This is a genomic window from Pseudomonas quasicaspiana, from assembly GCF_021147825.1.
Lineage (GTDB): Bacteria > Pseudomonadota > Gammaproteobacteria > Pseudomonadales > Pseudomonadaceae > Aquipseudomonas > Aquipseudomonas quasicaspiana.
Genome location: NZ_JAGTPI010000009.1, coordinates 94891 through 119980, shown reverse-complemented (window position 1 = coordinate 119980; position 25090 = coordinate 94891). Strand labels below are relative to the sequence as shown.

The following is a 25090-nucleotide window of genomic DNA, read 5'->3' as shown; positions in this document are numbered from 1 at the left end:
TTTTTCAGCACTCGATGATGGCTTTGACCACGCCCTGTTTCGGGTCGAGCAGTGTGGTGAACGACTCGGCGACATCCTTGAGTGTCAGCCGATGGGTGTTCAGCGCGGCATCTGGAATCAAACCGTTGCGCAAGCATTCCTCCACATAGTGGAAGTCTTCTTTGGTGGCGTTCCGGCTGCCCATCAAGGTGGCTTCACGTTTGTGAAACTCAGGGTCGGAGAAGGTGATGGAGTCCCGTACTACCGAAATCATCACGTAGGTGCCGCCGTGCGCGATGAATTCAAAGCCCCGTTCCATGGCCCGGGCATTGCCGGTGGCGTCGAACACGACGTCGAAAAAATCATCGCCGGTGAGGTCGGCCAGAGCTTGCTTGTCGCCTTCGCCGATTTGCACGGCCGCTTGAATGTTCAGGTGTTGGCTACAGAAGGCCAGACGGTCTTCGCGGGTATCCAGCACAGTGACCTTCGCGCCGCGCAGGCTGGCGAAGATCGCAGCGGCCATCCCGATCGGACCCGTACCGACCACCAGCACCTGCTTGTCCGCCTGCACATTCGAGCGACGTACCGCGTGAGCACCGATCGAGAGAAATTCGATCATCGCGGCCTGATCAAGCGAAACGCCCTCGGCCTTGTGGACGAATGCCTGGGGAATGCTCAGGTATTCGGTAAAAGCCCCATCGCAATGAACGCCCAGCACCTGAATTCGGGTGCAACAGTTGGTTTTGCCTTGGCGGCAAGCGATGCATGTACCGCAGGAAAGGTACGGCATCACGTAAACCACATCGCCTACGGCCAGCTTGCTGTCGCTGTCGGCGTCTTCGACGACCCCGGAAAACTCATGGCCCATCACTCGTGGGTAATCGAGGTAAGGCTGGTTGCCGGTGAAGATATGCAGGTCGGTGCCGCAGACTCCGACGCGTTTGACGCGGATCAGGACTTCTCCGGTTTGCCTGAGCGGTTTATCGCGTTCGATAGCGGTTAACGAGCCGGGTTCGTTACAGATGACAGTCAGCATGCTGATGCTCCTTGTTGAGGGGAAGGGCACCGAGCGCGCTGCAGGCGGGATATCTACACATCAGGAGGCTCTCTTTGTTGATCTCTTTTTGTTGTAGTCGGGCAGGTGCCCGCTCGGATGATCACGCCTGAAAAACTACACGTCGGGAATTTTATTGGCAAGACCAATATTCATAATCATGAATTGGACCGACCAATTAAAATTTTTTAATTTGCCTGAGGGCTGCGGGCACTCGCTTGTGCAAACCGTGACCTGACCTTCATTATGCTTCGCGAGTAGTCACTATTTTGTGCGCAGTCAGATCGCTGGAGCGTTAATGAAGATCGTTATTGCACCTGATTCGTTTAAAGACAGCCTGAGTGCGGCCGGTGTTGCCCAGGCCATTGCACTGGGTCTGGCTGAAGTCTTTCCTTGCGCAGAACTTGTTCAATGCCCCATGGCCGATGGCGGTGAGGGCACCGTGGATGCGATCCTCGCAGTGCTCGACGGCGAACGACGTCAAACCGTCGTCAGCGGGCCACTGGGCACTGACGTGACTGCTCATTGGGGATGGTTGCCCAATTCGCGAACCGCAATCATCGAAATGGCTGAAGCCAGTGGTTTGCAGTTGGTGGCGGTGGACCAGCGCAATGCTTGCATCACGTCCAACTACGGGACTGGCCAATTGATTGTCGCAGCCCTTGATGCTGGCGCTGAGAAAGTCGTGTTGACCATCGGCGGCAGTGCAACCAATGACGGCGGGGCGGGCATGCTCACTGCATTGGGCGTGCAGTTTTATGATGAGCACGACTCTCCATTGGCCCCCGGAGGTCTGGCACTTGCCGGTCTGGCGCGTATCGACCTGAGCGCCATGGACCCCCGTTTGCAGTCCGTCAGCTTCGAAATCGCAGCCGATGTCGATAACCCGTTATGCGGACCACACGGCGCCTCATTCACCTTTGGCCGGCAAAAGGGCGCGAGCCCCGAGCAGATACAATCGCTGGATCACGCCTTGGCGCGTTATGCCGACCGTTGCGCTGCGGTCCTTGGTCGCGATGTGCGAGACGAACCCGGTGCGGGCGCCGCTGGAGGCATGGGCTTTGCCGCGAAAGCGTTCTTGAAAGCGGGCTTCCGTCCAGGCGTTGAAGTCGTAGCCGAGCTGGTCGATCTGGCACAAAAAGTCCAGGGCGCGGATTTGGTGATAACCGGGGAGGGCAGTTGCGACTTCCAGACCTTGCGGGGCAAAACGCCGATTGGTGTTGCTCGGGTTGCCCAAAAGCATGATGTGGCGGTGGTCATCCTCGCTGGTACTTTGGGTGAAGGCTATGAAGCGCTATACGAGCACGGCATTGCCGCCGCATTCTCGGTGGTTTCCGGCCCGATGGCCCTGTCAGAAGCCTGTGAAGATGCACCGCGTTTATTGCAGGAACGGGCGAGGGATGTGGCCCGGGTCTGGCAACTGGGACGAGCAAAACGCTAGTGTCTACCGGGAAGACGGCATTCCAGACGAAGATGATGTTGCGGATGCACTGGCCTCTTCCCGAATAAATTCGGTCCCACCGGCTCTTTGTGAATTCAGATAGTTACGTGTTGTTAGATGAGAGCCGCCGAAGGCAGCGAAAGCGCTCATCCTGCAACACCGCGATCGCAGCCTTCGGCAGTTCCTGCAAAGTAGGTGTTTGCCATACACACGACTGCCATTTGCGCCAGCGTGGTTCAACGGCGGCACTTGATTGGTGCGCAGGCCATTTTGCACAAGAAAAACTGATCGTTGCCGTGTAAAAAACCCGTTTGTCAGCCATAACGTGCCGACAGATCATTTCTTCATTGTTGATTAATGGAGAACATGATGAGTACGACGCAAAACACACAGGCGCTGTCTGACTCCCCACCTGTTGCCTCTTCAGCGCCCGTGGCTTCGGGCAAGAAGATGAGTCGCCTCGCAGCCGCCAGCACCATAGGCACGACACTGGAGTGGTATGACTTCACGGTCTACAACCTGATGGCAGCGCTGGTCTTCAATGCGATCTTCTTCCCGTCGTTTGATCCGTTGACCGGCACCATTCTCGCGTTCTCGACTTACGCTGTCGGCTATATCTCCCGGCCACTGGGTGGCATCGTGTTTGGCCACCTGGGCGATAAACTTGGCCGCCGTTTTGTGCTGGTCACCACGCTGGTATTGATGGGGGTGGCGACCGGGCTGATGGGCTTGTTGCCTACCTACGCGGCGTTGGGCATCTGGAGTCCGATTCTGCTGGTAGCGTTACGATTTGTGCAGGGCGCGGCGATTGGCGGTGAATGGGCGGGCGCGGTTTTGCTCTCCATGGAGCACGGTGCGCAGCATCAGCGCGGTCGTAACGCCTCGTTCACTCAGGTCGGTCCTTCCTGCGGCACATTGCTGGGCACGGGTTTCATCGCGCTGGTTTCCTGGGGGCTGAGTCCTGAAGACTTCCAGTCGTGGGGCTGGCGCATTCCGTTTCTGTCCAGCGTCGCGCTGGTGATCTTCGGTCTTTGGTTGCGTCGCGGTGTTGAGGAAACCCCGGTGTTCAAGGAAATCGAGGCTCACAACGCAACTGCGAAAACGCCGATCAAGGAAGTATTCAGCAATCACTGGCGTCGGCTGTTACTGGCGGGCGGCGCACGGGTGGGTTCGGATGTGCTTTATGCGCTGGTCGTGGTGTTCACCCTGACGTATGTAACTACCGTCTTGCACTTGCCAAGGCCTTTGGCGCTTACCGCGACGATGATCGGCGCGGGGCTAAACGCGATCTGTGTGCCGCTGTTCGGAATTCTCTCGGACAAGATCGGCCGCAAACCGGTTTATATTGGTGGCGCGCTGTGTGCGATGGTCTGGGCGTTTGTGTTCTTCAAACTCATGGATAGCGCTCAGCCGCTGTCGATTTGCATGGCTGTAGTGGTGGGTCTGGTTATTCATGCCGCGATGTATGGTCCGCAAGCTGCGTTCGTCACTGAGCAGTTCCCGACTCGGGTGCGTTATGCAGGTTCGTCGCTGGCTTATACGTTGGCAGGGATTATCGGCGGTGGTTTTGCGCCGCTGATTATTGCCTCTTTGTATAAATCCTATGGTTCGACGTTGGCTGTTTCGTTGTACGTGTGCGCGGCGTTGAGTATTACGTTGATCGCGCTGATCTGCGCCAGGGAGACAGCAGGCAAGCCGTTGGAGAAATAGGTTGTAGTGGGATCAGAATAAAAAAAGCCCCCGACCTAATGGTACGGGGGCTTTTTTGTGGGCAGTGGCACGCGACAGTCCAACTTAACCCTGTGGGAGCCGGGCTTGCCCGCGATGCATGAGACGCAGCCGGAAGACATACCGCGTTATCGTTTATCGTCGGAATGCCGCCCAGACCAAGCCCCGCTCCCACAGCTCATTTCGTACGGCTGACTTTCACATCCTTGAACAGAAAGAACACCAACACGGCAGCAAGAATCTCCAGTACCGCTACGAAGTAGAGGCCCGCCGCAAGGCTGCCGGTGAGTGTGCGCAGCCAGCCAATCATGTAAGGCGCGATGAAGCCTGCGAGGTTACCGATGCAATTGATCAATGCGATGCCACCTGCTGCGGCAGTACCCGCGAGAAAGGCGCCAGGGATTGACCAGAAAACCGGAAACGCCGCCAGAATCCCGGCTGCTGCAATGGTCAGGGCGATCAAGGCCATGGTTGCATTGCCCAGACACAGACCGGTGGCGATCAAGCCCAATCCTGCGAGCAAGGCTGCCATTGAGCAGTGAATGCGACGCTCCGCGGTTTTGTCGGAATGCTGACCGTTCCACAGCATGGCCAGGGTACCCACGATAAAAGGGATTGCTGCCAGCAAACCGATGCTCATGGTGTCGTTTACACCCAGTGACTTGATCACCGAAGGCGTCCAGAAAGCGATGGTGGCGTTCCCCGAAACGATGCAGAAATACACCAGCGTACACAGCCAGACTTTGGGGTTGCGAACCAGCGCTTTCAGGTTGCTGTGTTTTTCCGGCTCTGCATCTTCCTTGGCAATCACCGCGCTGACCATCTGCTGCTCGGCAGGGCTCAGCCACTTGGCATTGACGGGTTTCTCCGGCAGATAGCGCAGCACGGCAAAACCTGCCAGCACCGAAGGAATGCCTTCGATGATAAACAGCCACTGCCAGTTCGCCAGGCTCCCGACGCCCACCATGCGACTCATGATAAAACCGGCAATCGGGCCGCCAACCACGCCGGCAATGGCGAACGAGGTCATGAACATACCGTTGATGCGTGCCCGCTGTGCGGCGGGAAACCAGTAGGTGAGGTACAGCACGACGCCTGGAAAGAACCCGGCCTCGAACACGCCAAGCAGAAACCGCAAAATGTAGAACGACATCGGACTTGAGACATAGGCCATGGCCATTGACGTCAGGCCCCAGAGGATTGTGATCCGGGCCAGCGTGCGACGCGCACCGATCTTTTCCAACAGGAGGTTACTGGGCACCTCGAACAGAAAATAACCGATGAAAAAGATCCCGGCGCCGAGCCCGTAGACCGCTTCGCTGAAGCCCAGATCGTCAAGCATCGCAAGTTTGGCAAAGCCGACGTTTACCCGGTCGATCCAGGCCAGCACGAACAGGAACACCAGAAACGGCAACAGATGCCAGGCGATCTTGCGATAGGTCGCGGCAGTTGCGGCCTGATCAGGCGCGACGTCAGCAGCGCCGCCGGTCAGGGAGGGATTGTGGTTCATGTTGCATCTCCATCGATCAAGAGATGGCAGCCTGAAAGCGGCCGCCATAGCGGTTCGCTCGCGGCAAAGGCCACGAGCGCAACGACAATCACGCTCAGGTTTACGGGTTGCGCAGCAGGGCTTCGACACTGCGGGCGACTTGCAGTACCCTGGCGTCCTGACCCTTCAGACCAGCAATGGACAAGCCCACCGGTAATTCACCAGGCACATGGCAGGGCAGGCTGATTGCGCAGCCGTCCAGGAAATTGATCACGCTGGTGTTGCGCAGAACCAGGCCGTTGGTGGCGAAGAAATGCGCGTCGTCCTGCTCCAGCGGTGCCAACTCTGGCGGGACCACGGCAACGCTCGGCATCAGCCAGGCATCGGCATCGCCCAGTCGTTGGGTGGCGAGGGCAATCATGGTCTGATGCTGGGCGAGCAGATGCAGGTAATCAGCGGCACTCAACGCTTCACCCCGACGAATACGCTGTGCCACGCGTGGATCGTAGTCAGTTGCTTGCTCACCACTCAGCCAGCCCTGATGCAAATACCAGGCTTCTGCAGCCGTCAGGCCACCCGCAGCATTGATCTTTGGCAGCTCGTGCAACTCGGGGAAGTCAAACCAGCGAATCGATGCACCCGCGTCAGTCAGGCGTTGCACGCTGCGCTCGAAAGCGGCTGCGACGGTCGCATCAACATTGTCCATGACAAAGTCCCGCGTCACCGCAAGACGCAGGCCTTTAAGTGAGGTCGGCCGCGTATCAAAAGTTTCGCCTGACAAAACGCTGTCCAGCAGGATGCTGTCGTCGACGTTGGCAGTCAGCGCGCCGATGGAGTCCAGGCTGGTCGCGAGTGGGAATGCGCCTTGGGCAGACACGCGGCTGGCAGTAGGTTTAAAGCCAACCAATGCGCAGAACGCTGCCGGAATGCGCAGAGAACCACCGGTGTCCGTACCCAATCCGGCCACCGCCATCCCTTCGGCAACGCTCACCGCTGCGCCAGAACTGGAGCCGCCCGCAATGCGTCCGGTCGCTGCCGGGCTGGTCGGAGAGCCAAAGTGCGGGTTCAGGCCAAGGCCAGAGAAGGCAAACTCACTCATGTTGGTACGGCCCAGCAGGATCGCGCCCGCAGCTTTCAGGCGCGCAACAACAGGCGCATCCATTTCAGCAGGCGCGTTACCGGCCAGCACTTTGGAACCAGCGGCCGTGACCTGTCCCGTCACGTCGAACAGGTCCTTGATCGAAACCGGCAGGCCCGCCAACGGGGAGGGCACGTAACCTGCGGCTCGGGCCAGGTCGCTGGCACGTGCAGCTTGCAAAGCACTTTCAGCATCCACCGACAGGTATGCATTGCCGCCTTCGGCTCGGTGCGCATTGATGCGCTCCAGCGCTGTAGTGACCAAGGCCTCGCTAGTGGTCGCGCCGCTGGCGAGATCCTCGGCAAGCTCTTTGATTGGCTTCATCTGCATCACTCCGCGACTGGCAACGGTTCTACGCTGTAGGCGTGGCGCAGGCTGCGATCAAGCACCGGGTCGAACAATTCCATCTCGAACGCTTCGCCATAACCCAACTCGCCAATGACCGGCTGGGTGCCGCAGAACATCGCGGTGCCTTGTGCGAGGCTGGCACTGTCGTTGAGTTTGGCCAGGAGCGTGTCGGGTGCCAGCAGGCTGGTAACCGGGCCTTCCTGATAAAGGCTGCGAACACCATCGCGGGTGCGCCAGGTGCGCATCACCAGTTGATCCCAGTGGCCTTGGACTTCATCGAAACGCCAGGCAGTGGCAGCAATCGGTTTGTCGCACATTTGCTTGGAAACGGTCACGTCGAAGGCTTCGACCTTGCGGTCGGTGTGGTCAGAGCCGAGGCCGACCAGCAAGCCGATGCTGCTTGGGATCAACACAAACTCGGTTTCCCCGGAAGAGTCCTTGCCCGGTACCTGAATGCTTTCGTGCGGGTTCAGCAGGCTTGCGGCAACCCGATAGAAACAGGGGATCGTCGTTGGACGACGGACCCCAAGGGCTTCCAGCTCGGCAATGTGGTGCTCCACGGCAGCACTGTTACGGCCAGCCCAGCCAGCGATGATCAGGTGATCTATTTCTACGACTACTGCGCCGTGGTTGGCGACCTGGAGAGTTAGCTGAGTCAATGCGGTGTCCTCGTTACGGATAAGAAGAAAATCAGCGATTTGTGAAGTTACACTGATATATCACAGGATTATCAATACGCAATTGATATGCCAGACACTGTGAAACGAGGTAAAACACCATTTTTATCAAAGGGTTATATGGATGATAAAAGTCGTGACAGAACGTACGAAATGGCTATGTGTTACCAAAACGCACCACTTTTGGGCGGACGATGCGTTCTGATGGCGCGTTTTCGTTACCGGATTGGGAGAGGGGAAAGCGACAATCCAGACGATATGAAATACAGTGATATATCAGCAGCACCCATGAGGATTTCCGGATTGCTCGATTCAACTGACCTGCCCACTGCCGATCTTGTTGGCAAACCCGCCGCCAAGAGTGGTGCAAGCCTGCGCGAGCTGGCGTATGTACAGATCAAGCAACGCATCATTTCCTGCCAGCTACGTCCCGGTGAAGCCATCAACGAGGCGCAATTGACCCAGATGCTTGGGCTGGGCCGGACGCCGGTGCATCAGGCGCTGCACCGTCTGGAAATGGAAGGCATGGTGACCATCCTGCCGCGCAAGGGCGTGATGGTGACGCCTATCTCATTGAACGACATTCTCGACATGATCGAAGTGCGCAGAACCAATGAGGAGCTGTGCGTGAAGCTCGCCGTCGAGCGTGCTCAGGAAGATGACTTCATCCACATGCGCGAAATCATCGGGCGCACACAGCCGCTGCTGGAGCGCCGGGATGTGAAGGGACTGATGGAAGTTGATCTGCAGTTTCACCTGGCCATTTCCGCCGCTGCGCGCAATCGGGTACTGGCTGAACTGCTCCGTACGTTGCATGAAAAGCAGGCGCGCTTCTGGTTTCTGACGTTGTCCGAAATGCACCACAGTGAGCGCATCTACGATGAGCATTTGCAGCTGCTCACTGCCATGGAAAATCGCGACAGCGCGGCCGCCATCAAAGCTATCCATCACCACATCGATGACTTCCGCCGAGCCATCATGCGTACTCTTTAAGCGCGCTCGGCAACCCCTGCCTTTGAAAATTCTGGCGTACAACTTGCGTGTGGATCCTGCTTGCTGACGCTCTTTGCGTAAGTCGATCCATCATTTCTGTACAGGCTGTTACGCATGAACCTGAAGTTTCTGGAAACCTTTGTCTGGGTGGCAAGGCTGAAAAGCTTTCGCCTGACTGCGGAGAAAATGTTCACCACCCAGGCTTCCATCTCCAATCGCATTGCCGCGCTGGAGGATGAGCTCGGCGCCAAATTGTTCTTGCGTGACTCCAAGCGTGTGTCGCTGACGCCTGAAGGTGAGCGCGTGCTCAACTATGCCGAACAGATGATCGACACGATGCATGCGCTCCAGCAGTCCATCAGCGCCACCAGCGACCTCAAAGGCTGTATACGCCTCGGGGTAATGGATACGGTCATCCACACGTGGTTGAGCCCGTTCATATCGACGTTGATGGAGTGTTACCCGGCGGTTGAAATCGAGCTGACTGTCGACACATCACTCAACCTGTGTGACCAATTGCAGAAGGGCTATCTGGACCTGATCGTGCAGACCGACATGGTGCGCAGTGATGCGGTCCGCAACCAGCATCTGGCCGTATTGCCGGTTGAGTGGATTGTGCAAGCCGGGTCCATCTACCAGCGCAGTTACACGTCTATCGACGAACTGGCTGCCGAACGCATCATTACCTTTTCCCGCAACTCCCGTCCGCATCAGGACATTCTCAATTTGCTGCACGCAGGTGGCGTGGACAGCCCGCGAATCAGTTGCGTCAACTCCGTAGCCGCCATGACCCTGTTGGTGAGCGACGGCTTTGGCATCGGTGCGCTGCCGGCTGCTCTGGTCAGTAAGGAGCTGGCGGAGGGCAAGCTCTTCATTCTGGAAAACGTGACGCGGCCTCAACCGCTGGACATCATCGCCTGCTGGCGCGCCGGGGTGGGTCTGGAATTGACTGAGCAAGTGGTCAGCATCGCCCGCCATGCTCTGGAGCAATATGCCAGGCAGATGGGGCCGGAAATGGTGGTTCTCAGCGTAAGCGGCGCACAGGTTTGAAGTGTCCTCATTAGCAACGCCGAGTCCCCCCAGAACATGTAACAATGCCGCACGTTTAAACCCGGGTGCGTTAAAGGAAACTGCACGGCCGTCCGGGATGGAATCCTTCATAGAAGGCCACACCACACATGAAAGCACTGCCCCTCTTGGCCACGATGGCCCTGTTGACACTGTCTTTGAACGGATGTAGCCCGGTCGCGAACGGGGTTCGAATGCGCGAGCCTATGCACCTCACCTTGCGCGTGGTCGGTGACAACGGCGAACCGCTTGCCAACACGTCAGTAAAAATCCACCAGATCGTACTCGGCGCCGACAGATTTTTCTGCATGGGCAGCATAGGGGTACCCGGCTATGGTGGAGGGGGTTGCGGGGGAGGCCAGATAAGAGTCCCTGTTTACAAAGGTGAATTTCCTGCTAGCGGATCACTCGACTTCACCCTTGAGTATGGGGGCAAGCTGTATATCGAGGTGGCGGAGTCATGCGACAACACGGCCCCCAACGCCATGCGTCGGTATTTCAGGCGCGAACTGGCCACCTGGAGAGTCAAGGATGGGGAGACCATCACGGCGGCGCCCCTTGTTGTTAAGGAAGGTTTTTCGTACTACACCCGATATGAACCGTGCACGACCCGCAAGCCTTCCCTTGAAAACTGGGACGATCATTATTACAGCGCACTAAAGCGGCGGTCATAACCTGCGCGCAGCTCCTACTGGGGACTGCGTGTTAAATTCACGGTGAGGCATGCTAGCTCGATGGGTTCTCCAACTTGCTGGCAAAGCCGATGTTCAACTCATAGTGTTCTTCGACGTCCACAACCCTGCGGCTGCTTGTCTCCAGCGATCCCTCTTGCGTCCACAAGAAAGGATAAAACGTCATGCATTGATCTGCGCTCATCTTCTCCAGGTCCTCTTGCCATGTCGGCCACTTGAGGTCTTTGTAGAACATGAGCATCTGGTCGCTGAGTGCCCATTCCAGAAAGTCTGTATAGCCAATTTCCAATGGCTCCCATTCCAGAGTGTCCGGTGCCCAGTAATACATTGAGCCAACGTCTTCTCCGAAACGTCCGCCATTGATTGAAAAGAAACCGCCTGCTGCGTCGTCCGCCACCAACAGGTGACCACCTCCGTCGTGCAGATGGGTCCAGTCAAGGATGTTTCTGGACAGCTGCCCGTGTCCGGATCCCAGAAAACGTAGCCAGCCTCCATCAATGAGGATGCCTCCGGTTTCGTAGGCAACCGCGCCTAAAGTTGATCGCGTAGTGACCTGGAGCCCCAGCAATACTCTGGCGTTGTCCTCTGAGGGAGGCAGCAACTGAAAGCTACGTTGCGCATTGCTCAGCAGCTCCTTTAACAAGGGCAGGGCAGGTTCATCGTGTTCGATCAGATCTTCAAGGTGCTTCATTTAACCGGTCCTCGGGGAAAGTCTCCTTATGGTACCGGCATGCGCCTAAAAGTTAAGAGTTTGATAGAGACCCATTGCCTCGGGTCAAACACAGACGTTGTAGGAGTGAGCTTGCTCGCGATACGGATAGACCTATTGAGAAATTAAAGTCTGGCCTGACGTAATCGCGAGCACGCTCACTCCTGCAGGGTGCATGTTTGCTTCGCGACAGCGTGGTGTCATTGATGCAGCGAAACGGGTGACCTGTAACTGCCGCGGTTTTCAGGGCACCGCGCTGTCTCGCGGCAAACATAGGACCTGTAGGAGCTGCCGAAGGCTGCGATCGCGGTGTGTCAGGAGAAACGCTTCGCAGCCTTTGGCACCTCCTACAGAAAATGCATTTCAATCCAGCTGATAAGACGCTTTCGGCCTCAAACTCGATGGCGGCGCCAGCTCAACGGTGCGGCAGTAATCCATGAATAACCGGGTCGCGCGCGATGGCTGGTTATTGCGCAGGTACGCCATCACCAAGGTCGAAGCGGGCATGTCATCTTCGATATCAAGCTGCGCCAGGAGCTCGCCGTCGTAGGTCATGTTGGTGCAAGGCCGCGTGACCAGTACCGAAAAGCCCAGCCCCTGGCCGACCATGCAGCGCACCATTTCAATCGAGGGAGAGCTGTAAGCCACCACGGGCGCGTAACCTTTCTCGGTAAAGATATCCATGAAGTAGGTTTTGCTGGGTACGGCGTCCAGCAGGATCATGGGCTCTTGGCTCAACTCACGCAGCGTCACCGTTTTCTGTTGAGCAAGGGGGTGGGCGGCGGGCAGTAATGCGTAGGGTTTGTGTGGGGCGTTCAATGCTTCTTTGTGGATGGTCGCACCCAGTTCCAGATCGTAAAGGAAGGCCAGATCGAAGCGGCCGCGGTGCAGCCCGTGCATCAACTCATGTTGCTCCCCGTCGCAGAGATGAATGGTGACGTCGGGATAGAGCTGCTTGAAACCTGCGACGAGCCTGGGCATATACAGCGGCGCTGCTGATTCAAAACAGCCAAGCGCGATAGTACCGGATACATTTTTGCTCTCGGCGCGAGAGTCCTGTTCCAGTTCTTCCGAGAGCCGTAATAACTCTTTAGCTTTCTCGTACACCTTTCCGCCGCCAGACGTCAGGGAAACGCCTTGCGCGTGGTGCCGAACAAACAGTGGCTGATTAAACGCCTCTTCCAGATTTTTAATGGCGACGGAAATAGACGGTTGGGAGATATGCAGTTGTCGTGACGCCTCGGCAATGCTGTCCATTTCAACGGCGGTGACGAAGTACTTGAGCTGTTTCAACGTGAAGTGAGTCACTGATTACCTCGTCAGCATACGGGCATAAGCGGAGTTGCCTGAATAGCTTTTGCCTATGCTTAGCGAGTAGCGTGCCAGCTGCCGCAATTCTTGTTTATTAGGTTGTTCGACCGATAGCGGATCTTTTTATCAGCCATTAACACGTGCAGACCAAACTAATCCATCACGCTAAACAGCCCGTAGGCTATGGGTTTCGCACCGAAAGCGAGCGAATAGAAGCAGGTTGAACAGTGGTCGCCCTAAAAGCGTGCGGCCCGTTCAACATCTGGCAAATAGTTTCGTCGCCTGACTGAATCCGATATCTCTTCCGCCCGGTCTGCTTAGGATTTTCCTACGCTATGAGCCAAAACTTACTATTGGGTCGTTCGACAAAACTTCGCTCATGATGGCTTCAGAAGGGAGAGCGGGGCAGCGCTCAGTATTCAACTTGCGTTGGATATCACCCGCCACTGTTACTTAGCCGAGCGAGCCAACGATGACGTTTGACTGGAAATACATGTTCAGCCTGTTCAGCGATACCGAGTTCTGGATGGCAACGTGGACCGTCATACAGCTCAGTACATTGACCTGGCTGATCAGCATTGTTCTGGGCTTCGTCGTGGCGCTGGCCAAACAATCTTCCAACCCGCTGATCAACTTGCCTGCCCGAGGCTATATCTGGCTATTTCGTAGCGTGCCGTTGCTGGTGCTGCTGATATTTGTCTACAACCTGCCACAGGCACTGCCCGCCACATCCGCCGTGTTGGCCAACCCTTTCTGGGCGGGTCTGATTGCCTTGGTGCTGTGTGAAACCGCTTACGTCGCGGAAATTCATCGCGGCGGTCTGTTGTCGATTGCCAAAGGGCAAAGTGAAGCGGCAAGAGCATTGGGGTTGCGCTTTGTCGGTACGCAATGGCGGATTGTGATCCCGCAGGCGCTGCGGGTGGCTTTACCGTCGCTGACCAACGAATACATTTCAATTGTAAAACTCAGCTCGCTGGTGTCGGTGATCTCGCTGACCGAAATCCTGATGGTCGGGCAGCGCCTGTATTCACAGAACTTTCTGGTCATGGAAACCATGGCGGCAGTCGCGTTTTATTACGTGTTGATCGTTACCGTGTTCGACTTTTTGCTCAAGCGGCTGGAGCGATATCTGGATGTCACCCAGCGCAAAGTGGTGCGTGAGCCTGACGCTGAAATGCTCAAACTCGCCACTCAGGAGCGCGCTGTAATAGCCCGTCCTGCCTCCGATTTCACAGGCCCGGCACTTCAGGCCACGAAATTGCACAAGGCTTACAACGACATCGAAGTGCTGGGCGCTGTCAGCCTGCAAATTCATCCTGGCGAAGTGGTGTCTGTAATCGGGCCGTCCGGCTCGGGCAAGACCACTTTGATTCGTCTGCTCAACGGCCTTGAGCAAATCGATAACGGCGATATCAGGATCAACGGCCAGCCGTTCATTCACCTCGTCCGTCAGGGGGCGCAACCGCCGCGCTATGTCGAGCATACGGAGCATCGAATGAACATCGGCATGGTGTTCCAGAGCTTCAATCTGTTCCCGCACTTGACCGTTCTGAGTAACTTGCTGCTGGCGCCGCGTTACCACCGTCTCGCTTCAGAGCAGGAGCTCAAACAGCAGGCGTACGAGCTGCTGCACAAGGTCGGCATGCTAGAGCACGCCTGGAAATATCCGCATCAGTTGTCCGGCGGGCAACAGCAGCGCGTAGCGATTGCTCGTGCGTTGATGATGCGTCCGCAAATCATGCTGTTCGATGAGCCGACATCAGCCCTCGATCCGGAGAAGGTTAACGAGGTGCTACAGGTGATCGAAACACTGGCGAAAGAGGGCATCACCATGGTCATCGTGACCCATGAGATGAACTTCGCCTTCAAGGTCTCTGACCGAATCGTATTCATGGAGAAGGGCCGGGTGGTCTGCGATGACAGCCCGCAGGCACTGCGCGATGGACAGCACCCGCGAGTGGAAGCTTTTCTGAAAGATGTTTCGTTGGCTTGAAACCTTAACGCTTGTTTGCAGGGGAGAAGAACATGATCGAGCAATGGCAGATCGACCAGTTTCACGCGCAGGGTTTTCTGGTCGTGGAGGACGTGCTGGCAGCCGACGAAGTGGCGGCGCTGCAGCACGACTTCGACCAGTGGGTGGAAGACAGCCGCACTCAAAACTGCGCCTGGGGGCAGACGCTGGATGGTCGGCCGCGATTTGATATTGAAGGCGACCATCGCCCGGATCATCCGTCATTGCGCCGCGTGACCTCGCCAACGGAAATCTCAAAGGCTTACCAACAGGCTGCTTTTCAGTCGCGCATGGCAACTATTGCTGCGCAGTTGATCGGCGGCAACGGCACTCGCTTTCATCACAGCAAAATCAACTCAAAATTGCCGCACACCGCCACGCAGGTGAAGTGGCATCAGGATTTTCTGTTTACGCCGCACAGCAACGACGACCTGGTAACCGCGCTGCTGATGGTCAGTGAGGTGACACCCGAAAATGGCCCGCTGAATGTGGCACCGGGCAGCCATAAAGGCGAGCTTTGGTCGCATTGGCAGAACGGGCGTTTCACGGGTGCTGTGGAAGACGCAGTTGTTGAAGCGCACTGCCAGCAACCGGTGGCCTGTTATGGACCGTCGGGTTCGGTGTGCTTCATGCACACCCGCTTGCTGCACGCCTCAAGCCCGAATGAAACCGAGTTCCCGCGTACTTTATTCATCAGCGTATACGCCGCCGAAGATGCGTTGCCCTTCGGGGAAAACCCGCTGCCCAGCGAACACACCGGTTTGATGGTGGCGGGACATGAAAGCGGCCTGGTGCGCAGCACCGCGAACCAGATCCGTCTGCCGCAGAAACCCAAGGGTGCTTCGTTTTTTGTGCAGCAGGCCGGAAACGACATGGCTACTGCCTGAGACCTGAACAGCAATTGCCTGAACCTTACTGACTCCACGAGGAATACTTATGAAGCTATCCCGTCTGTTCGTTCGTCCCGCTGCGATGGTTGTATTAGGCGCTGCGGTTGCCATGGCCTCATCAATGGCCTCGGCTTTCCAGCAGCCAGGCAAGATCATTGCCGGTTCCGACATGACGTTCTATCCGTATGAGTACATGGACAAAAACCAGCCGGCAGGCTTCGACATCGAGTTCCTGGATGGCCTGGCGAAGGTCATGGGGATGAAGGCCGAGAATCTCGACACCCGTTTCCCGAATCTGATCGGTGGGCTGCAAGGCGGCCGGTTTGATATCACCAACTCGTCGATGTACATCACCGCTGAGCGCCTGAAAGTCATCGACATGATTCCTTACCTGAAAAGTGGAGAGTCGATTCTGGCGGTAAAGGGCAGCGCGTATCAGCCAAAGACCCCGGAAGACTTTTGTGGCCACAAGATCGGCTCCATGGCCGCGACGTCCTGGCTACAACAACTGCAGAAACTCTCTACGGATTACTGCGTGAAGAACGGCCTGCCGCCTATCGCGATCAGCGAATACGGGACTGATCCGCAAACGACCCAGGCCATGCTTGCACATGCGGTTGAAGCGCAGATCACTGACGCTGCTGTGGCGCGGGGCGTGGTTGAAAAGCTGGGTAACCGGGTGGTGATTTCATCCGAAACCCTGATCTACCCGGTGCTCAACGGCTTTGGCGTGAAAAAAGGCAACGATGTCGTCCGCAATGCGTTGATCGAAGGGCTCGAGAAGTACAGCAAGACGCCGGAATACAAGGCTTTGCTGGACAAGTACAAGTTCCAGGCACCGACGGCGGATGACATCGCGGCGCTGATGCCCAAGCCCTAAAAGCGTTTGTCGTTAAAAAAACACGGACCTGGTAGGAGCCAACTTGTTGGCGAGACGTCGGGCCTGCATAGCCTGATGATCCGCCTCGCCAACAAGTTGGCTCCTACCGGGGATGTATTTCAACCCGATGATTTATGCGTTGTAGGCAGGAGTATTTTAAACATGGCCCTTAACTTCGAGGAACAGACGCGTCTGGATCTGGCCGCGACCTTTCGCATCATTGCTCATCTGGGCATGCATGAGGCGGTGGCCAACCATTTCAGCGCGGCGATTTCAGCTGACGGAAAGCAGTTCCTGCTGAACCCGAAGTGGAAACATTTCTCGCGCTTGCGTGCCAGTGATCTGCTGTTGCTCGATGCCGATGATCAAGACGCCGCGCACCGACCGGATGTGGATACAACGGCGTGGTCCATCCATGGGCAAATGCACCAGCGTCTGCCTGAAGCTCGGGTGGTTCTGCATCTGCACCCGGTCTACACCACAGCGGTGGCGTGCCTGGCAAAGCCGCATATTCCGGCGATTGATCAGAATACGGCGCGCTACTTCAACCGGGTTGCGATAGATGAGCTTTACGGCGGCATGGCTGACACCACTGCTGAAGGGGCTCGGCTGGTCGGGCTCCTGGACGGCAAAAGTCGTCTATTGATGGGTAACCATGGCGTGATGGTGACCGCTCCAACGGTAGGTGAAGCATTCGACGATATCTGGACCCTGGAAAGGTCCTGCCAGATTCTGGTTACGGCCTGGTCCACGGGGCAGCCATTGAAGACGCTGCCGGACGATGTCGCTGAAAAAACAGCACGGGACTGGGAAAAGATCACTGATTTTTCGCAACAGCATTTCGAAGAAATGAAGTGGCTGATGCTTCAGGCGGACCCTTCACTGGCCGACTGATCCGAACACGTTACTGACTGTATACGCGTCTGAAGATGCCGTAGGGCTTGTTGCGCCTGCGCGCTGACATTTTCGTTATTTTTTACTGCGTCAACCCGTCATAAAGGGCGTGTTGAAGGATGCCAGGATGACTGAACACATCACAGAAATTGACACGCTCGTCGTGGGTGCAGGGCAGGCCGGTGTGGCCATGAGTGAACACCTGAGCCGATTGGGCATTGCGCATCTTGTGCTGGAAAAACACCGGGTTGCCGAAGCGTGGCGCAGCGGTCGCTGGGATTCGCTGGTTGCCAATGGTCCGGCCTGGCATGACCGGTTTCCGGGTCTCGAATTCGATATGGACCCGGACGGGTTTGCCAGTAAAGAACAGGTCGCCGACTACTTCGAACGCTACGCGCGTAAATTCAATGCGCCGATCAAGACCGGTGTCGAGGTGAAGCGGGTGACCCGCAATGTCGAGCGAGCAGGCTTTACTGTGGAGACGAGTGCTGGCACCTACGTGGTCAATCACCTGGTGTCTGCAACCGGCCCGTTTCAGAAACCTGTCATTCCATCGATTGCGCCCAGGGATGACGCGTTGCACCAGATCCACTCGGCGCAGTACTTCAACCCTCAGCAATTGCCTGACGGCGCGGTTCTGGTCGTTGGAGCCGGCTCGTCCGGTGTACAGATCGCCGATGAGTTGCAGCGCTCCGGCCGTCAGGTCTACTTGTCGGTCGGTCCTCATGATCGTCCGCCGCGAGCCTACCGTGGACGTGACTTCTGCTGGTGGCTTGGCGTTCTCGGGCTGTGGGACAGCGAGACCATGCAGCCTGGCAAAGAGCACGTGACCATTGCCGTCAGTGGCGCGCGAGGCGGCCATACCGTTGACTTCCGCCGCCTGGCGCAAGCAGGCATGACGCTGGTCGGCCTGACTGAAAGCTTTGCCGATGGCAAGGTACGTTTCCAGAATGACCTCGTCGAAAATCTCGACCGCGGTGACGAGAACTACCTGTCACTACTCGATGCCGCCGATGCGTATGCCCATCGAAATGGTCTGGATTTACCGCTGGAGCCAGCGGCGCGCGAACGTGTGGCGGACGCCGCCTGTATCACTGATCCGTTGCGTGAACTGGACCTGACTGCAGCCGGTGTCCGTTCCATCATCTGGGCCACGGGTTATTCCCAGGACTACAGCTGGTTGCAGGTCGATGCTTTCGACGCCAAGGGCAAGCCAATACATCAGCGTGGGGTGTCCAGAGAGCAAGGTCTGTATTTCGTCGGTCTGCCGTGGCTTTCGCGACGCGGTTCGGCCTTCATCTGGGGTGTGTGGCATGACGCCAAACATGTCGCTGATCAGATCGCCACCCAGCACAAGTACCGGTCGTATGACCAGGGCAAGCGCGCAGCCCCAGCAGTCAGGTTGCGCAACGTTTAAACGTTGATCGTCTTTGATTGGGCGTAACTCGCCCCAGTGTTCACAGGAGATTTACATGGCTACCCCGACCCACACCCGTATTCGCATGTTCAATACCAAAGACACTTACCCGAACCAGAGTCTGGACAACGACCTGTGCCAGGCAGTGCGTGCCGGTAATACCGTTTACGTACGGGGTCAGGTCGGCACCGACTTCGATGGCAACCTGGTCGGCCTCGGTGATCCCGGCGCTCAAGCGCATCAGGCCATGAAGAACGTCAAACAACTGCTGGAGGAGGCGGGCAGCGATTTGTCGCACATCGTCAAGACCACCACCTACATCATCGACCCGCGTTATCGCGAGCCGGTTTATCACGAAGTGGGCAAGTGGCTTAAAGGGGTATTCCCTATTTCCACGGGGCTGGTGGTCTCTGCTTTGGGTCAGCCGCAGTGGCTGATGGAAATCGACGTGATCGCCGTCATTCCCGATTAAGGACTTTCGTCATGACATTTTCCATTGCTGCACGTTGCGCCAAAACCGGTCAGTTGGGCATCGCCATCAGCTCGTCAAGCATTGCCGTGGGTGCCCGTTGCCCCTGGCTGCGAGCTGGAGTGGGGGCGGTGTCTTCGCAAAACATCACGCTGCCAGCCTTGGGGCCGCAAGGTCTGGACCTGATAGAGCAGGGCGCCTCACCCGCACAGGCGTTTGAGCAGCTGTGGGCGGTTCAAACGTTCAGTGAGTACAGGCAGATCACTGCGATTGATCACCTTGGACGCGTCGCGCATTTCAGCGGCAGTAAAACGCTTGGGATACACAATGCCGTCAGCGGGGAACAGTGCGTCGCGGCCGGCAACATGCTAGCTAACCCCGAAGTGATCAGCGCGATGGTCAAGGCTTTTGAGTTGGCTTCAGGGCACCTCGCCGAGCGTTTGCTGCAAGCCATGCATGCAGGCCAGGCGGCGGGCGGAGAAGCCGGGCCTGTGCATTCGGCAGCACTGAAAGTGGTGGCCGATCTGCCTTGGCCGATTGTTGATTTACGAGTGGATTGGGCTGAGCACAACCCGATCAACGTGCTGGATGGCTTGTGGCAAGCCTATCAGCCACAGATGCAGGATTATCTCGACCGTGCGCTAAACCCCGCCGGAGCGCCAGGCTATGGCGTACCGGGAGATGACCGATGAGCGCCAGCCGCGAGCTGTTGGCTCGTCTGGTTGCGTTCGACACGACCAGCCGCGAGTCGAATCTGTCGCTGATCGAATTTGTGCGTGAATACCTCGATGGCCATGGGGTTTCCTGCGAGCTGATCTACAACGCGCAAAAGACCAAGGCCAATCTCTTCGCGACGATCGGCCCGGCTGAAGTGCCCGGCATCGTCCTGTCTGGCCATACGGATGTAGTCCCGGTAGACGGCCAGGCCTGGACTTTTCCGCCGTTTGAGCTGAGTGAAAAGGAGGGGAGGTTATACGGCCGTGGTACTGCCGACATGAAAGGCTACATAGCCTGTGTCATGGCGCTGGTTCCGGAGTTGACCCGGAACACATTGCGTATGCCGGTGCACATTGCGCTTTCCTACGATGAGGAAGTTGGCTGTCTGGGCGTCCGCTCACTGCTGGAAGTGCTGGGTTCAAAGCCGGTTAAACCGTTGCTCTGTGTGATCGGTGAGCCCACGGAGCTGAAACCGGTGCTCGGGCACAAAGGCAAAGTAGCCATGCGTTGTGATGTGCACGGCCTGGCTTGCCATTCGGCTCACGCGCCCAGTGGCGTCAACGCCGTTGAGTACGCTGCGCAGTTGATCAACGAGCTGGGAAGGCTCGGGAAAGCGTTGCAGGCCGAAGAACGGCAGGACGCACGCTTTGATCCGCCGTTCTCGACCGTACAGATTGGGGTAATCGGCGGTGGCGTAGCGTTAAACATTGTTCCTGAACATTGTCGCTTTGACTTTGAAGTGCGCTCGCTTCCGGTAGAAGACCCGCGCCACGTCATCTCTGCATTGCACGCTTACGCACAAAATGAGTTGCTGCCTGCCATGCGGGCTGTCAGCGGGCAGAGCGATATTCGCCTTACGGAGCTGTCGAGTTACCCGGGACTGGATATCTCGATGCAAAGCCAGGCCGCAGAGTTGATCGCGGAGTTTTGCGGCTCACGATCATTCGGCACGGTGGCTTTTGGCACTGAGGGCGGATTGTTCGATCAGTCAGGGATCCCGGCCGTAGTCTGCGGCCCCGGCAGCATGGCGCAAGGGCACAAACCGGATGAGTTCATCAGCGTCGAGCAACTTGGTGCATGTGACCGGATGCTGGGGCAGGTGTTGGCGTTTGTCAGGGTCCGCTGAAGTAATCGGGCCCAGTACTTCATCTCACAGGCCTTTCATACATTTGCGTACGTCATCATCAATAACGTTCCCGGGTTTTATGCAGTCCTTCAAAGGTTTCGCATCCTGAATACCCTCAAATTCGGCTTTCTCCCGGCTTCGGCACTGCTTGTTCATGGCGATGCCAATCGGTGACGTGCTGCCTTTGTAAGACTCGCACATGGCGGCATTTGCCGTTTTCTGCATCTGTACGACCATGGGCAGCATCACTGGATCGACCGCAAAAGCTGGGAGGCTTGGGCAGATGAATAAAAAAAGCGCGACTAGGCGTTTCATGATTCTTCCTTGAAGTCAGGTAAATCGGGAAGTGCAGGACCCGTTATGCGTGGCCCTAGGCAGGCGTGTTATTGAAGCGTTATCGGCATTGAGGGGCAGGGCTGCAGTGTTTTTGATGGACACTGAAGCTGTACGGCACACATGGACCTGTAGGAGCGCACGAACACCGCGAGGCTGCGAAAGCGGTGTATCAGGCAGAGCGCCATCGCGGTGCTCGTCAGCTCCTGCAGAAAAGCATCCCAAGAAAGCGCAGATATCAGTGGATAGGGCTAAGAGGCTGAGCAAGCGCGGATGCACGCCGCTCGCTGATGCGCTCCACGGTCTCCATATGCTCTGTACCCCACACGCATAGCGCACCCAGCGCTGTCGCCAGGGACTGTCCGAAAGGTGTCAGGGAATACTCAACCTTTGGCGGTATTTCCTGAAAATCCATGCGCGAAACGATTTCATCGCGCTCCAGTTCCTTCAGTTGCTGGATCAATACCTTGTCGGTCACACCGCCAATCGCACGTTTCAGTTCGCCATACCGGTGAACATTGCGCGTCAGGTTATAGAGAATCAGTGGCTTCCATTTGCCGCCAAGCACCGTCAGCGCTGCTTCGAGCCCACATTTAAAGGTGTTGTCTGCCATGATCGGGCCGCTCCGTCCTTTGCTCAAGGATGCTGACTAAAAGGTACTTACTAAAAGGTGCATACTATTCAAGTTGATAGCGCGGATCTACAGTTGTGCCTCATATTTCGAGGACATCAACATGAGCAGGCTCAACGGAAAGATCGCAGTCATCACTGGCGGAAATAGCGGCATCGGCCTGGCCAGCGCCATACGCTTTGCGGCAGAGGGTGCGCAGGTCATCATCGTCGGTCGTCGGCAAGAGCAATTGAACGCCGCATTGCAACAGATTGGGCATGACGCGATAGCGATCCAGGCTGACATTTCGAGTCTGGACGACCTGGACCGCGTTTACGCCGAGGTCAAAGCCACCAAAGGCCGGATTGACGTGCTGTTCGCAAACGCCGGGCTGGGCGATTTCCAGCCGCTCGGGGCGATCACCGAAGAATCCTTCGATCGCACTTTTGGCATTAACGTCAAAGGGACGCTGTTCACTGTGCAGAAGGCGCTGCCACTGATGAGCACAGGCGGTTCGGTCATCCTCACCGGTTCGACAACAGGGACCATGGGCACACCGGCATTCAGCGTTTACAGCGCGACCAAAGCTGCGCTACGTAATTTCGCCAGAAGCTGGGCGCTGGACCTGAAAGGTACGGGCATTCGCGTCAACGTCATTTCGCCGGGGCCGATTTCCACCCCAGGGCTCGACCTGGCCCTTGCACCCACTGGCCAGGCAGAGGCCATTGTTGACGGCATGGTTGCCCAGTTGCCGGTGGGCCGTATCGGGCAGCCCGAAGACGTTGCGGCAGCGGCCTTGTTCCTGGCGTCGGACGAAAGCAGCTTCATGACGGGAAGCGAGATGTTTGTTGATGGTGGATTTGCACAGGTTTGAGGTGAAGAGGAGGGCAGTCGAATCTGGCTGGATGTTGGCTTTGCGAGTCAATGCGGCGCTGACTGACGATCCAGGGTTTTTGTGTCAACCAGCCAGATAATTCCCCGTGCGCAGTGTGCTTTTCGAGTCTCGCTGTATGCGCGATGTACCGATGGTCATGCACTCGATAAAAAAATACATTTCTGAATGTTTCGGATTGACATCGAGGTGCCACCCTCGATATAAAGCAGATGTTGTACGACGACAGACGAATGTCGTCGGCCAAAGCTAAAAATAAAAACAGAGTGTCGTCCATCATGAATCCAGATCGCTTGAATATCTCGCTGATTGCCGTCGTTGCCGGCTCAGGTTTTAGTGCGCACCTGCAGGCGCAATCAAGCCCGTCGCTGCTCAACTTTCCGAACACCCGATAACTCCAGCTTTACATTCGACTCCAGCCATCGGGCGTGGAGGGCGTACACCTGCGCTCTCGAAATGTTGTCGAGAGAACCATCCGCATAATCCAATAATAAAGTGATGCTATGAACGTTAATGAAGCGGTCCACGTGCAAAGCGTTAGCCACGCCATAGGCAAATATCGGTGGACGATCTGTGCACTGCTGTTCTTTGCGACCACGGTCAATTACCTGGATCGGCAGGTACTTAGCCTGTTGGCTCCAAGCCTCTCAACCCAATTCGGCTGGAGCAATACCGACTACGCCAACATCGCCTCGGTCTTTCAGTTCGTTTATGCGATTTCCATGCTTTTCGCGGGTCGTTTCGTCGACAAGATCGGCACCAAGGCTGCCTTCATGGTCGCCATTGGGGTGTGGTCGACGGGTGCAGTCATGCATGCCTTTGCAGTACCGCTGGGAGAGGGAATCGCCTCAATATCCAGTGCGCTAGGCTTCGCAGTTATTCCGGTATCCATCGCAGGGTTCATGCTGGCACGCGCAGTACTGGCAATCGGCGAGTCGGGTAACTTCCCTATTGCGATCAAGGCCACAGCTGAATACTTCCCGAAAAAAGAGCGTTCCTTCGCAACGGGGATTTTTAACTCGGGTGCCAATGTGGGCGCAATTCTGGCACCGATTTCTGTTCCACTGATCGCTGCCGCCTGGGGCTGGGAATCAGCATTCATCGTGATTGGGATGCTGGGTTTCATCTGGCTCGGCGCGTGGATTTTCCTGTATGAAAAACCGGAGAATCAGACTCGGCTCACGCCGGAAGAATTGGCGTATATACGCGCCGATGAGGCTGTATCGGTAAACACTACCGACGCCTCGGTCGCAGGAGGCAAGAAAGTATCGTGGTTCAAATTGCTGACCTACCGCCAGACCTGGGCGTTTGCGTTCGGCAAGTTCATGACTGATGGCGTGTGGTGGTTCTTCCTGTTCTGGTTGCCGACTTATCTCGGCGCACAGTACGGCATGAAGGGCCAGGCAATTGTAATGCCGCTGGCCGTGCTCTACAGCATGACCATGGTGGGCAGTATTGGAGGAGGGTGGTTCCCAAGCTATTTCATGTCCCGCGGCGACAAGCCGTACGACGGCCGCATGAAAGCCATGTTCGTGATCGCGCTTTTCCCGTTGCTCGTGTTACTCGCTCAGCCGCTGGGCTATATCAGCTTCTGGATACCCGTGTTGCTCATCGGTATCGGGGCATCGGCGCATCAGGCCTGGTCGTGCAATATCTTCACAACGGTATCCGACATGTTTCCTCAGAAATCCATTGCGTCGGTGGTCGGTATCGGTGGCATGGCGGGCGGATTAGGCGGCGTCGTCATGACCAAGATCGGTGGATGGGTTTTTGATTACTACAAAACCATCAACGATATCCACACCGGCTACATGATCATGTTTTCCATCTGTGCGCTTGCATACCTGGTGGCGTGGTGCGTGATGAAGGCATTGGTGCCGCGGCATAAGGAAATTACGGATCTGTAAGCAGCGCGCAGGGTAAGTTTACATTTTGGCGAGCCTCGACTCAGCTCTTTATCAATGCCTAAACCATCAGTGCGCGTGGCTTTCCCGCAACGCGCACTGATGGTATGTAACCAGCTTCTGTCAGCAGCAATAACGTCGACCGACGATTCGAGTTAAATCCTCCTCTTTGACAGCCATGTCTGTTTCTCCTGAATAAGCTCCCAACGTATGCACCTCCTTGGAGCAATGCGCTGTTTAGTGGTGCAGTTTATTAGCGTATACGCTTTATGCGGGAAGTGCTTTGTCAAAATCGGGGCGGTTTTAGCAAAGTGCGAGCC

At 56.7% G+C, this 25090-nt stretch carries 24 protein-coding genes; 16 read left to right on the top strand and 8 right to left on the bottom strand.

The genetic code is table 11. The features are described from left to right. Positions 1-4: 4 nt before the first annotated feature. Positions 5-1015 (bottom strand): zinc-binding alcohol dehydrogenase family protein, encoded by a 1011-nt coding sequence (locus KDX30_RS08780; protein WP_027900911.1) that lies wholly within the window; start codon positions 1013-1015, stop codon positions 5-7. Positions 1016-1331: 316 nt separating this feature from the next. Here KDX30_RS08780 and KDX30_RS08775 point away from each other — a divergent pair, with 316 nt between their 5' ends. Together KDX30_RS08775 and KDX30_RS08770 are read left to right on the top strand one after the other, a co-directional pair. Further along, positions 1332-2474, top strand: coding sequence for a glycerate kinase (locus tag KDX30_RS08775; protein WP_231675553.1), 1143 nt, complete (start codon positions 1332-1334; stop codon positions 2472-2474). Positions 2475-2843: 369 nt separating this feature from the next. Beyond that, on the top strand, positions 2844-4184 hold the full coding sequence (locus KDX30_RS08770) for an MFS transporter (protein WP_231675552.1): 1341 nt from the start codon (positions 2844-2846) through the stop codon (positions 4182-4184). Between the two features lie 196 nt (positions 4185-4380). Here KDX30_RS08770 and KDX30_RS08765 read toward each other — a convergent pair whose 3' ends face one another. From KDX30_RS08765 to KDX30_RS08755, 3 genes are all read right to left on the bottom strand, one after another. Further along, on the bottom strand, positions 4381-5712 hold the full coding sequence (locus KDX30_RS08765) for an MFS transporter (RefSeq protein WP_231675551.1): 1332 nt from the start codon (positions 5710-5712) through the stop codon (positions 4381-4383). A 100-nt stretch (positions 5713-5812) separates the two neighbouring features. After that, positions 5813-7153, bottom strand: coding sequence for an amidase (locus KDX30_RS08760; RefSeq protein WP_231675550.1), 1341 nt, complete (start codon positions 7151-7153; stop codon positions 5813-5815). A 5-nt stretch (positions 7154-7158) separates the two neighbouring features. Next, entirely contained in the window at positions 7159-7836 is a 678-nt protein-coding gene (locus KDX30_RS08755) for a DUF2848 domain-containing protein (RefSeq protein ID WP_231675549.1), read from the bottom strand. Between the two features lie 321 nt (positions 7837-8157). On the opposite strand from KDX30_RS08755, the gene KDX30_RS08750 reads away from it, so the two are divergent. From KDX30_RS08750 to KDX30_RS08740, 3 genes are all read left to right on the top strand, one after another. Further along, positions 8158-8847: a GntR family transcriptional regulator gene (locus KDX30_RS08750; RefSeq protein WP_231675548.1), complete on the top strand. Its 690-nt coding sequence runs from the start codon at positions 8158-8160 to the stop codon at positions 8845-8847. 114 nt (positions 8848-8961) lie between these two features. Further along, the gene (locus KDX30_RS08745; protein WP_231675547.1) at positions 8962-9897 is read left to right on the top strand and encodes a LysR family transcriptional regulator; all 936 of its coding nucleotides are present in this window, start codon (positions 8962-8964) and stop codon (positions 9895-9897) included. A 128-nt stretch (positions 9898-10025) separates the two neighbouring features. Next, positions 10026-10589: a hypothetical protein gene (locus KDX30_RS08740; RefSeq protein ID WP_231675546.1), complete on the top strand. Its 564-nt coding sequence runs from the start codon at positions 10026-10028 to the stop codon at positions 10587-10589. A 52-nt stretch (positions 10590-10641) separates the two neighbouring features. On the opposite strand, the gene KDX30_RS08735 is transcribed toward KDX30_RS08740, so the two are convergent. Next, on the bottom strand, positions 10642-11298 hold the full coding sequence (locus KDX30_RS08735; protein WP_231675545.1) for a DUF2625 domain-containing protein: 657 nt from the start codon (positions 11296-11298) through the stop codon (positions 10642-10644). A gap of 381 nt (positions 11299-11679) precedes the next feature. Then, the gene (locus KDX30_RS08730) at positions 11680-12624 is read right to left on the bottom strand and encodes a LysR family transcriptional regulator (protein WP_231675544.1); all 945 of its coding nucleotides are present in this window, start codon (positions 12622-12624) and stop codon (positions 11680-11682) included. Between the two features lie 475 nt (positions 12625-13099). On the opposite strand from KDX30_RS08730, the gene KDX30_RS08725 reads away from it, so the two are divergent. From KDX30_RS08725 to argE, 8 genes are all read left to right on the top strand, one after another. Then, positions 13100-14620, top strand: coding sequence for an amino acid ABC transporter permease/ATP-binding protein (locus KDX30_RS08725; RefSeq protein ID WP_231675543.1), 1521 nt, complete (start codon positions 13100-13102; stop codon positions 14618-14620). 32 nt (positions 14621-14652) lie between these two features. Further along, positions 14653-15525, top strand: coding sequence for a phytanoyl-CoA dioxygenase family protein (locus tag KDX30_RS08720; protein ID WP_099271341.1), 873 nt, complete (start codon positions 14653-14655; stop codon positions 15523-15525). Between the two features lie 49 nt (positions 15526-15574). Continuing rightward, positions 15575-16408 carry an ABC transporter substrate-binding protein gene (locus tag KDX30_RS08715; RefSeq protein ID WP_099271342.1) on the top strand — a complete coding sequence of 278 codons (834 nt, stop codon included), beginning with the start codon at positions 15575-15577 and terminating at the stop codon, positions 16406-16408. A gap of 162 nt (positions 16409-16570) precedes the next feature. Continuing rightward, complete coding sequence (locus KDX30_RS08710) at positions 16571-17302, top strand: class II aldolase and adducin N-terminal domain-containing protein (RefSeq protein ID WP_122805286.1); 732 nt, start codon at positions 16571-16573, stop codon at positions 17300-17302. Between the two features lie 127 nt (positions 17303-17429). After that, positions 17430-18719, top strand: coding sequence for a flavin-containing monooxygenase (locus KDX30_RS08705; protein WP_231675542.1), 1290 nt, complete (start codon positions 17430-17432; stop codon positions 18717-18719). 55 nt (positions 18720-18774) lie between these two features. Next, on the top strand, positions 18775-19191 hold the full coding sequence (locus KDX30_RS08700) for a RidA family protein (protein ID WP_027900371.1): 417 nt from the start codon (positions 18775-18777) through the stop codon (positions 19189-19191). Positions 19192-19202: 11 nt separating this feature from the next. Continuing rightward, positions 19203-19880: a DUF1028 domain-containing protein gene (locus KDX30_RS08695; RefSeq protein WP_231675541.1), complete on the top strand. Its 678-nt coding sequence runs from the start codon at positions 19203-19205 to the stop codon at positions 19878-19880. Further along, on the top strand, positions 19877-21031 hold the full coding sequence (gene argE / locus KDX30_RS08690; RefSeq protein ID WP_231675540.1) for an acetylornithine deacetylase: 1155 nt from the start codon (positions 19877-19879) through the stop codon (positions 21029-21031). The genes KDX30_RS08695 and argE overlap by 4 nt, the downstream gene beginning before the upstream one ends. 24 nt (positions 21032-21055) lie before the next feature. On the opposite strand, the gene KDX30_RS08685 is transcribed toward argE, so the two are convergent. Both KDX30_RS08685 and KDX30_RS08680 read right to left on the bottom strand, forming a co-directional pair. Then, positions 21056-21349 carry a hypothetical protein gene (locus KDX30_RS08685; RefSeq protein WP_319946082.1) on the bottom strand — a complete coding sequence of 98 codons (294 nt, stop codon included), beginning with the start codon at positions 21347-21349 and terminating at the stop codon, positions 21056-21058. Positions 21350-21602: 253 nt separating this feature from the next. Beyond that, a complete protein-coding gene (locus tag KDX30_RS08680) occupies positions 21603-21977 on the bottom strand; it encodes a winged helix-turn-helix transcriptional regulator (RefSeq protein WP_231675538.1) in 375 nt (124 codons plus the stop codon). Positions 21978-22098: 121 nt separating this feature from the next. On the opposite strand from KDX30_RS08680, the gene KDX30_RS08675 reads away from it, so the two are divergent. The 3 genes from KDX30_RS08675 (at position 22099) to KDX30_RS08665 (ending at position 24773) form a co-directional block, all read left to right on the top strand. After that, complete coding sequence (locus KDX30_RS08675; protein ID WP_027900375.1) at positions 22099-22848, top strand: SDR family NAD(P)-dependent oxidoreductase; 750 nt, start codon at positions 22099-22101, stop codon at positions 22846-22848. A 251-nt stretch (positions 22849-23099) separates the two neighbouring features. Further along, positions 23100-23261, top strand: a complete 162-nt coding sequence (locus KDX30_RS08670; protein ID WP_161628588.1) for a hypothetical protein — start codon at positions 23100-23102, stop codon at positions 23259-23261. A 108-nt stretch (positions 23262-23369) separates the two neighbouring features. Further along, positions 23370-24773, top strand: a complete 1404-nt coding sequence (locus KDX30_RS08665; RefSeq protein ID WP_231666686.1) for an MFS transporter — start codon at positions 23370-23372, stop codon at positions 24771-24773. Positions 24774-25090: the final 317 nt, after the last annotated feature.

Bases quoted from the DNA above. Each gene is read 5' to 3' on its own strand.
- KDX30_RS08780 (WP_027900911.1), bottom strand. From the start codon at position 1,015: ATGCTGACTGTCATCTGTAACGAACCCGGCTCGTTAACCGCTATCGAA.
- KDX30_RS08775 (WP_231675553.1), top strand. From the start codon at position 1,332: ATGAAGATCGTTATTGCACCTGATTCGTTTAAAGACAGCCTGAGTGCG.
- KDX30_RS08770 (WP_231675552.1), top strand. From the start codon at position 2,844: ATGAGTACGACGCAAAACACACAGGCGCTGTCTGACTCCCCACCTGTT.
- KDX30_RS08765 (WP_231675551.1), bottom strand. From the start codon at position 5,712: ATGAACCACAATCCCTCCCTGACCGGCGGCGCTGCTGACGTCGCGCCT.
- KDX30_RS08760 (WP_231675550.1), bottom strand. From the start codon at position 7,153: ATGAAGCCAATCAAAGAGCTTGCCGAGGATCTCGCCAGCGGCGCGACC.
- KDX30_RS08745 (WP_231675547.1), top strand. From the start codon at position 8,962: ATGAACCTGAAGTTTCTGGAAACCTTTGTCTGGGTGGCAAGGCTGAAA.
- KDX30_RS08740 (WP_231675546.1), top strand. From the start codon at position 10,026: ATGAAAGCACTGCCCCTCTTGGCCACGATGGCCCTGTTGACACTGTCT.
- KDX30_RS08735 (WP_231675545.1), bottom strand. From the start codon at position 11,298: ATGAAGCACCTTGAAGATCTGATCGAACACGATGAACCTGCCCTGCCC.
- KDX30_RS08725 (WP_231675543.1), top strand. From the start codon at position 13,100: ATGACGTTTGACTGGAAATACATGTTCAGCCTGTTCAGCGATACCGAG.
- KDX30_RS08720 (WP_099271341.1), top strand. From the start codon at position 14,653: ATGATCGAGCAATGGCAGATCGACCAGTTTCACGCGCAGGGTTTTCTG.
- KDX30_RS08715 (WP_099271342.1), top strand. From the start codon at position 15,575: ATGAAGCTATCCCGTCTGTTCGTTCGTCCCGCTGCGATGGTTGTATTA.
- KDX30_RS08710 (WP_122805286.1), top strand. From the start codon at position 16,571: ATGGCCCTTAACTTCGAGGAACAGACGCGTCTGGATCTGGCCGCGACC.
- KDX30_RS08705 (WP_231675542.1), top strand. From the start codon at position 17,430: ATGACTGAACACATCACAGAAATTGACACGCTCGTCGTGGGTGCAGGG.
- KDX30_RS08700 (WP_027900371.1), top strand. From the start codon at position 18,775: ATGGCTACCCCGACCCACACCCGTATTCGCATGTTCAATACCAAAGAC.
- KDX30_RS08695 (WP_231675541.1), top strand. From the start codon at position 19,203: ATGACATTTTCCATTGCTGCACGTTGCGCCAAAACCGGTCAGTTGGGC.
- argE (WP_231675540.1), top strand. From the start codon at position 19,877: ATGAGCGCCAGCCGCGAGCTGTTGGCTCGTCTGGTTGCGTTCGACACG.
- KDX30_RS08680 (WP_231675538.1), bottom strand. From the start codon at position 21,977: ATGGCAGACAACACCTTTAAATGTGGGCTCGAAGCAGCGCTGACGGTG.
- KDX30_RS08675 (WP_027900375.1), top strand. From the start codon at position 22,099: ATGAGCAGGCTCAACGGAAAGATCGCAGTCATCACTGGCGGAAATAGC.
- KDX30_RS08670 (WP_161628588.1), top strand. From the start codon at position 23,100: ATGTCGTCGGCCAAAGCTAAAAATAAAAACAGAGTGTCGTCCATCATG.
- KDX30_RS08665 (WP_231666686.1), top strand. From the start codon at position 23,370: ATGAACGTTAATGAAGCGGTCCACGTGCAAAGCGTTAGCCACGCCATA.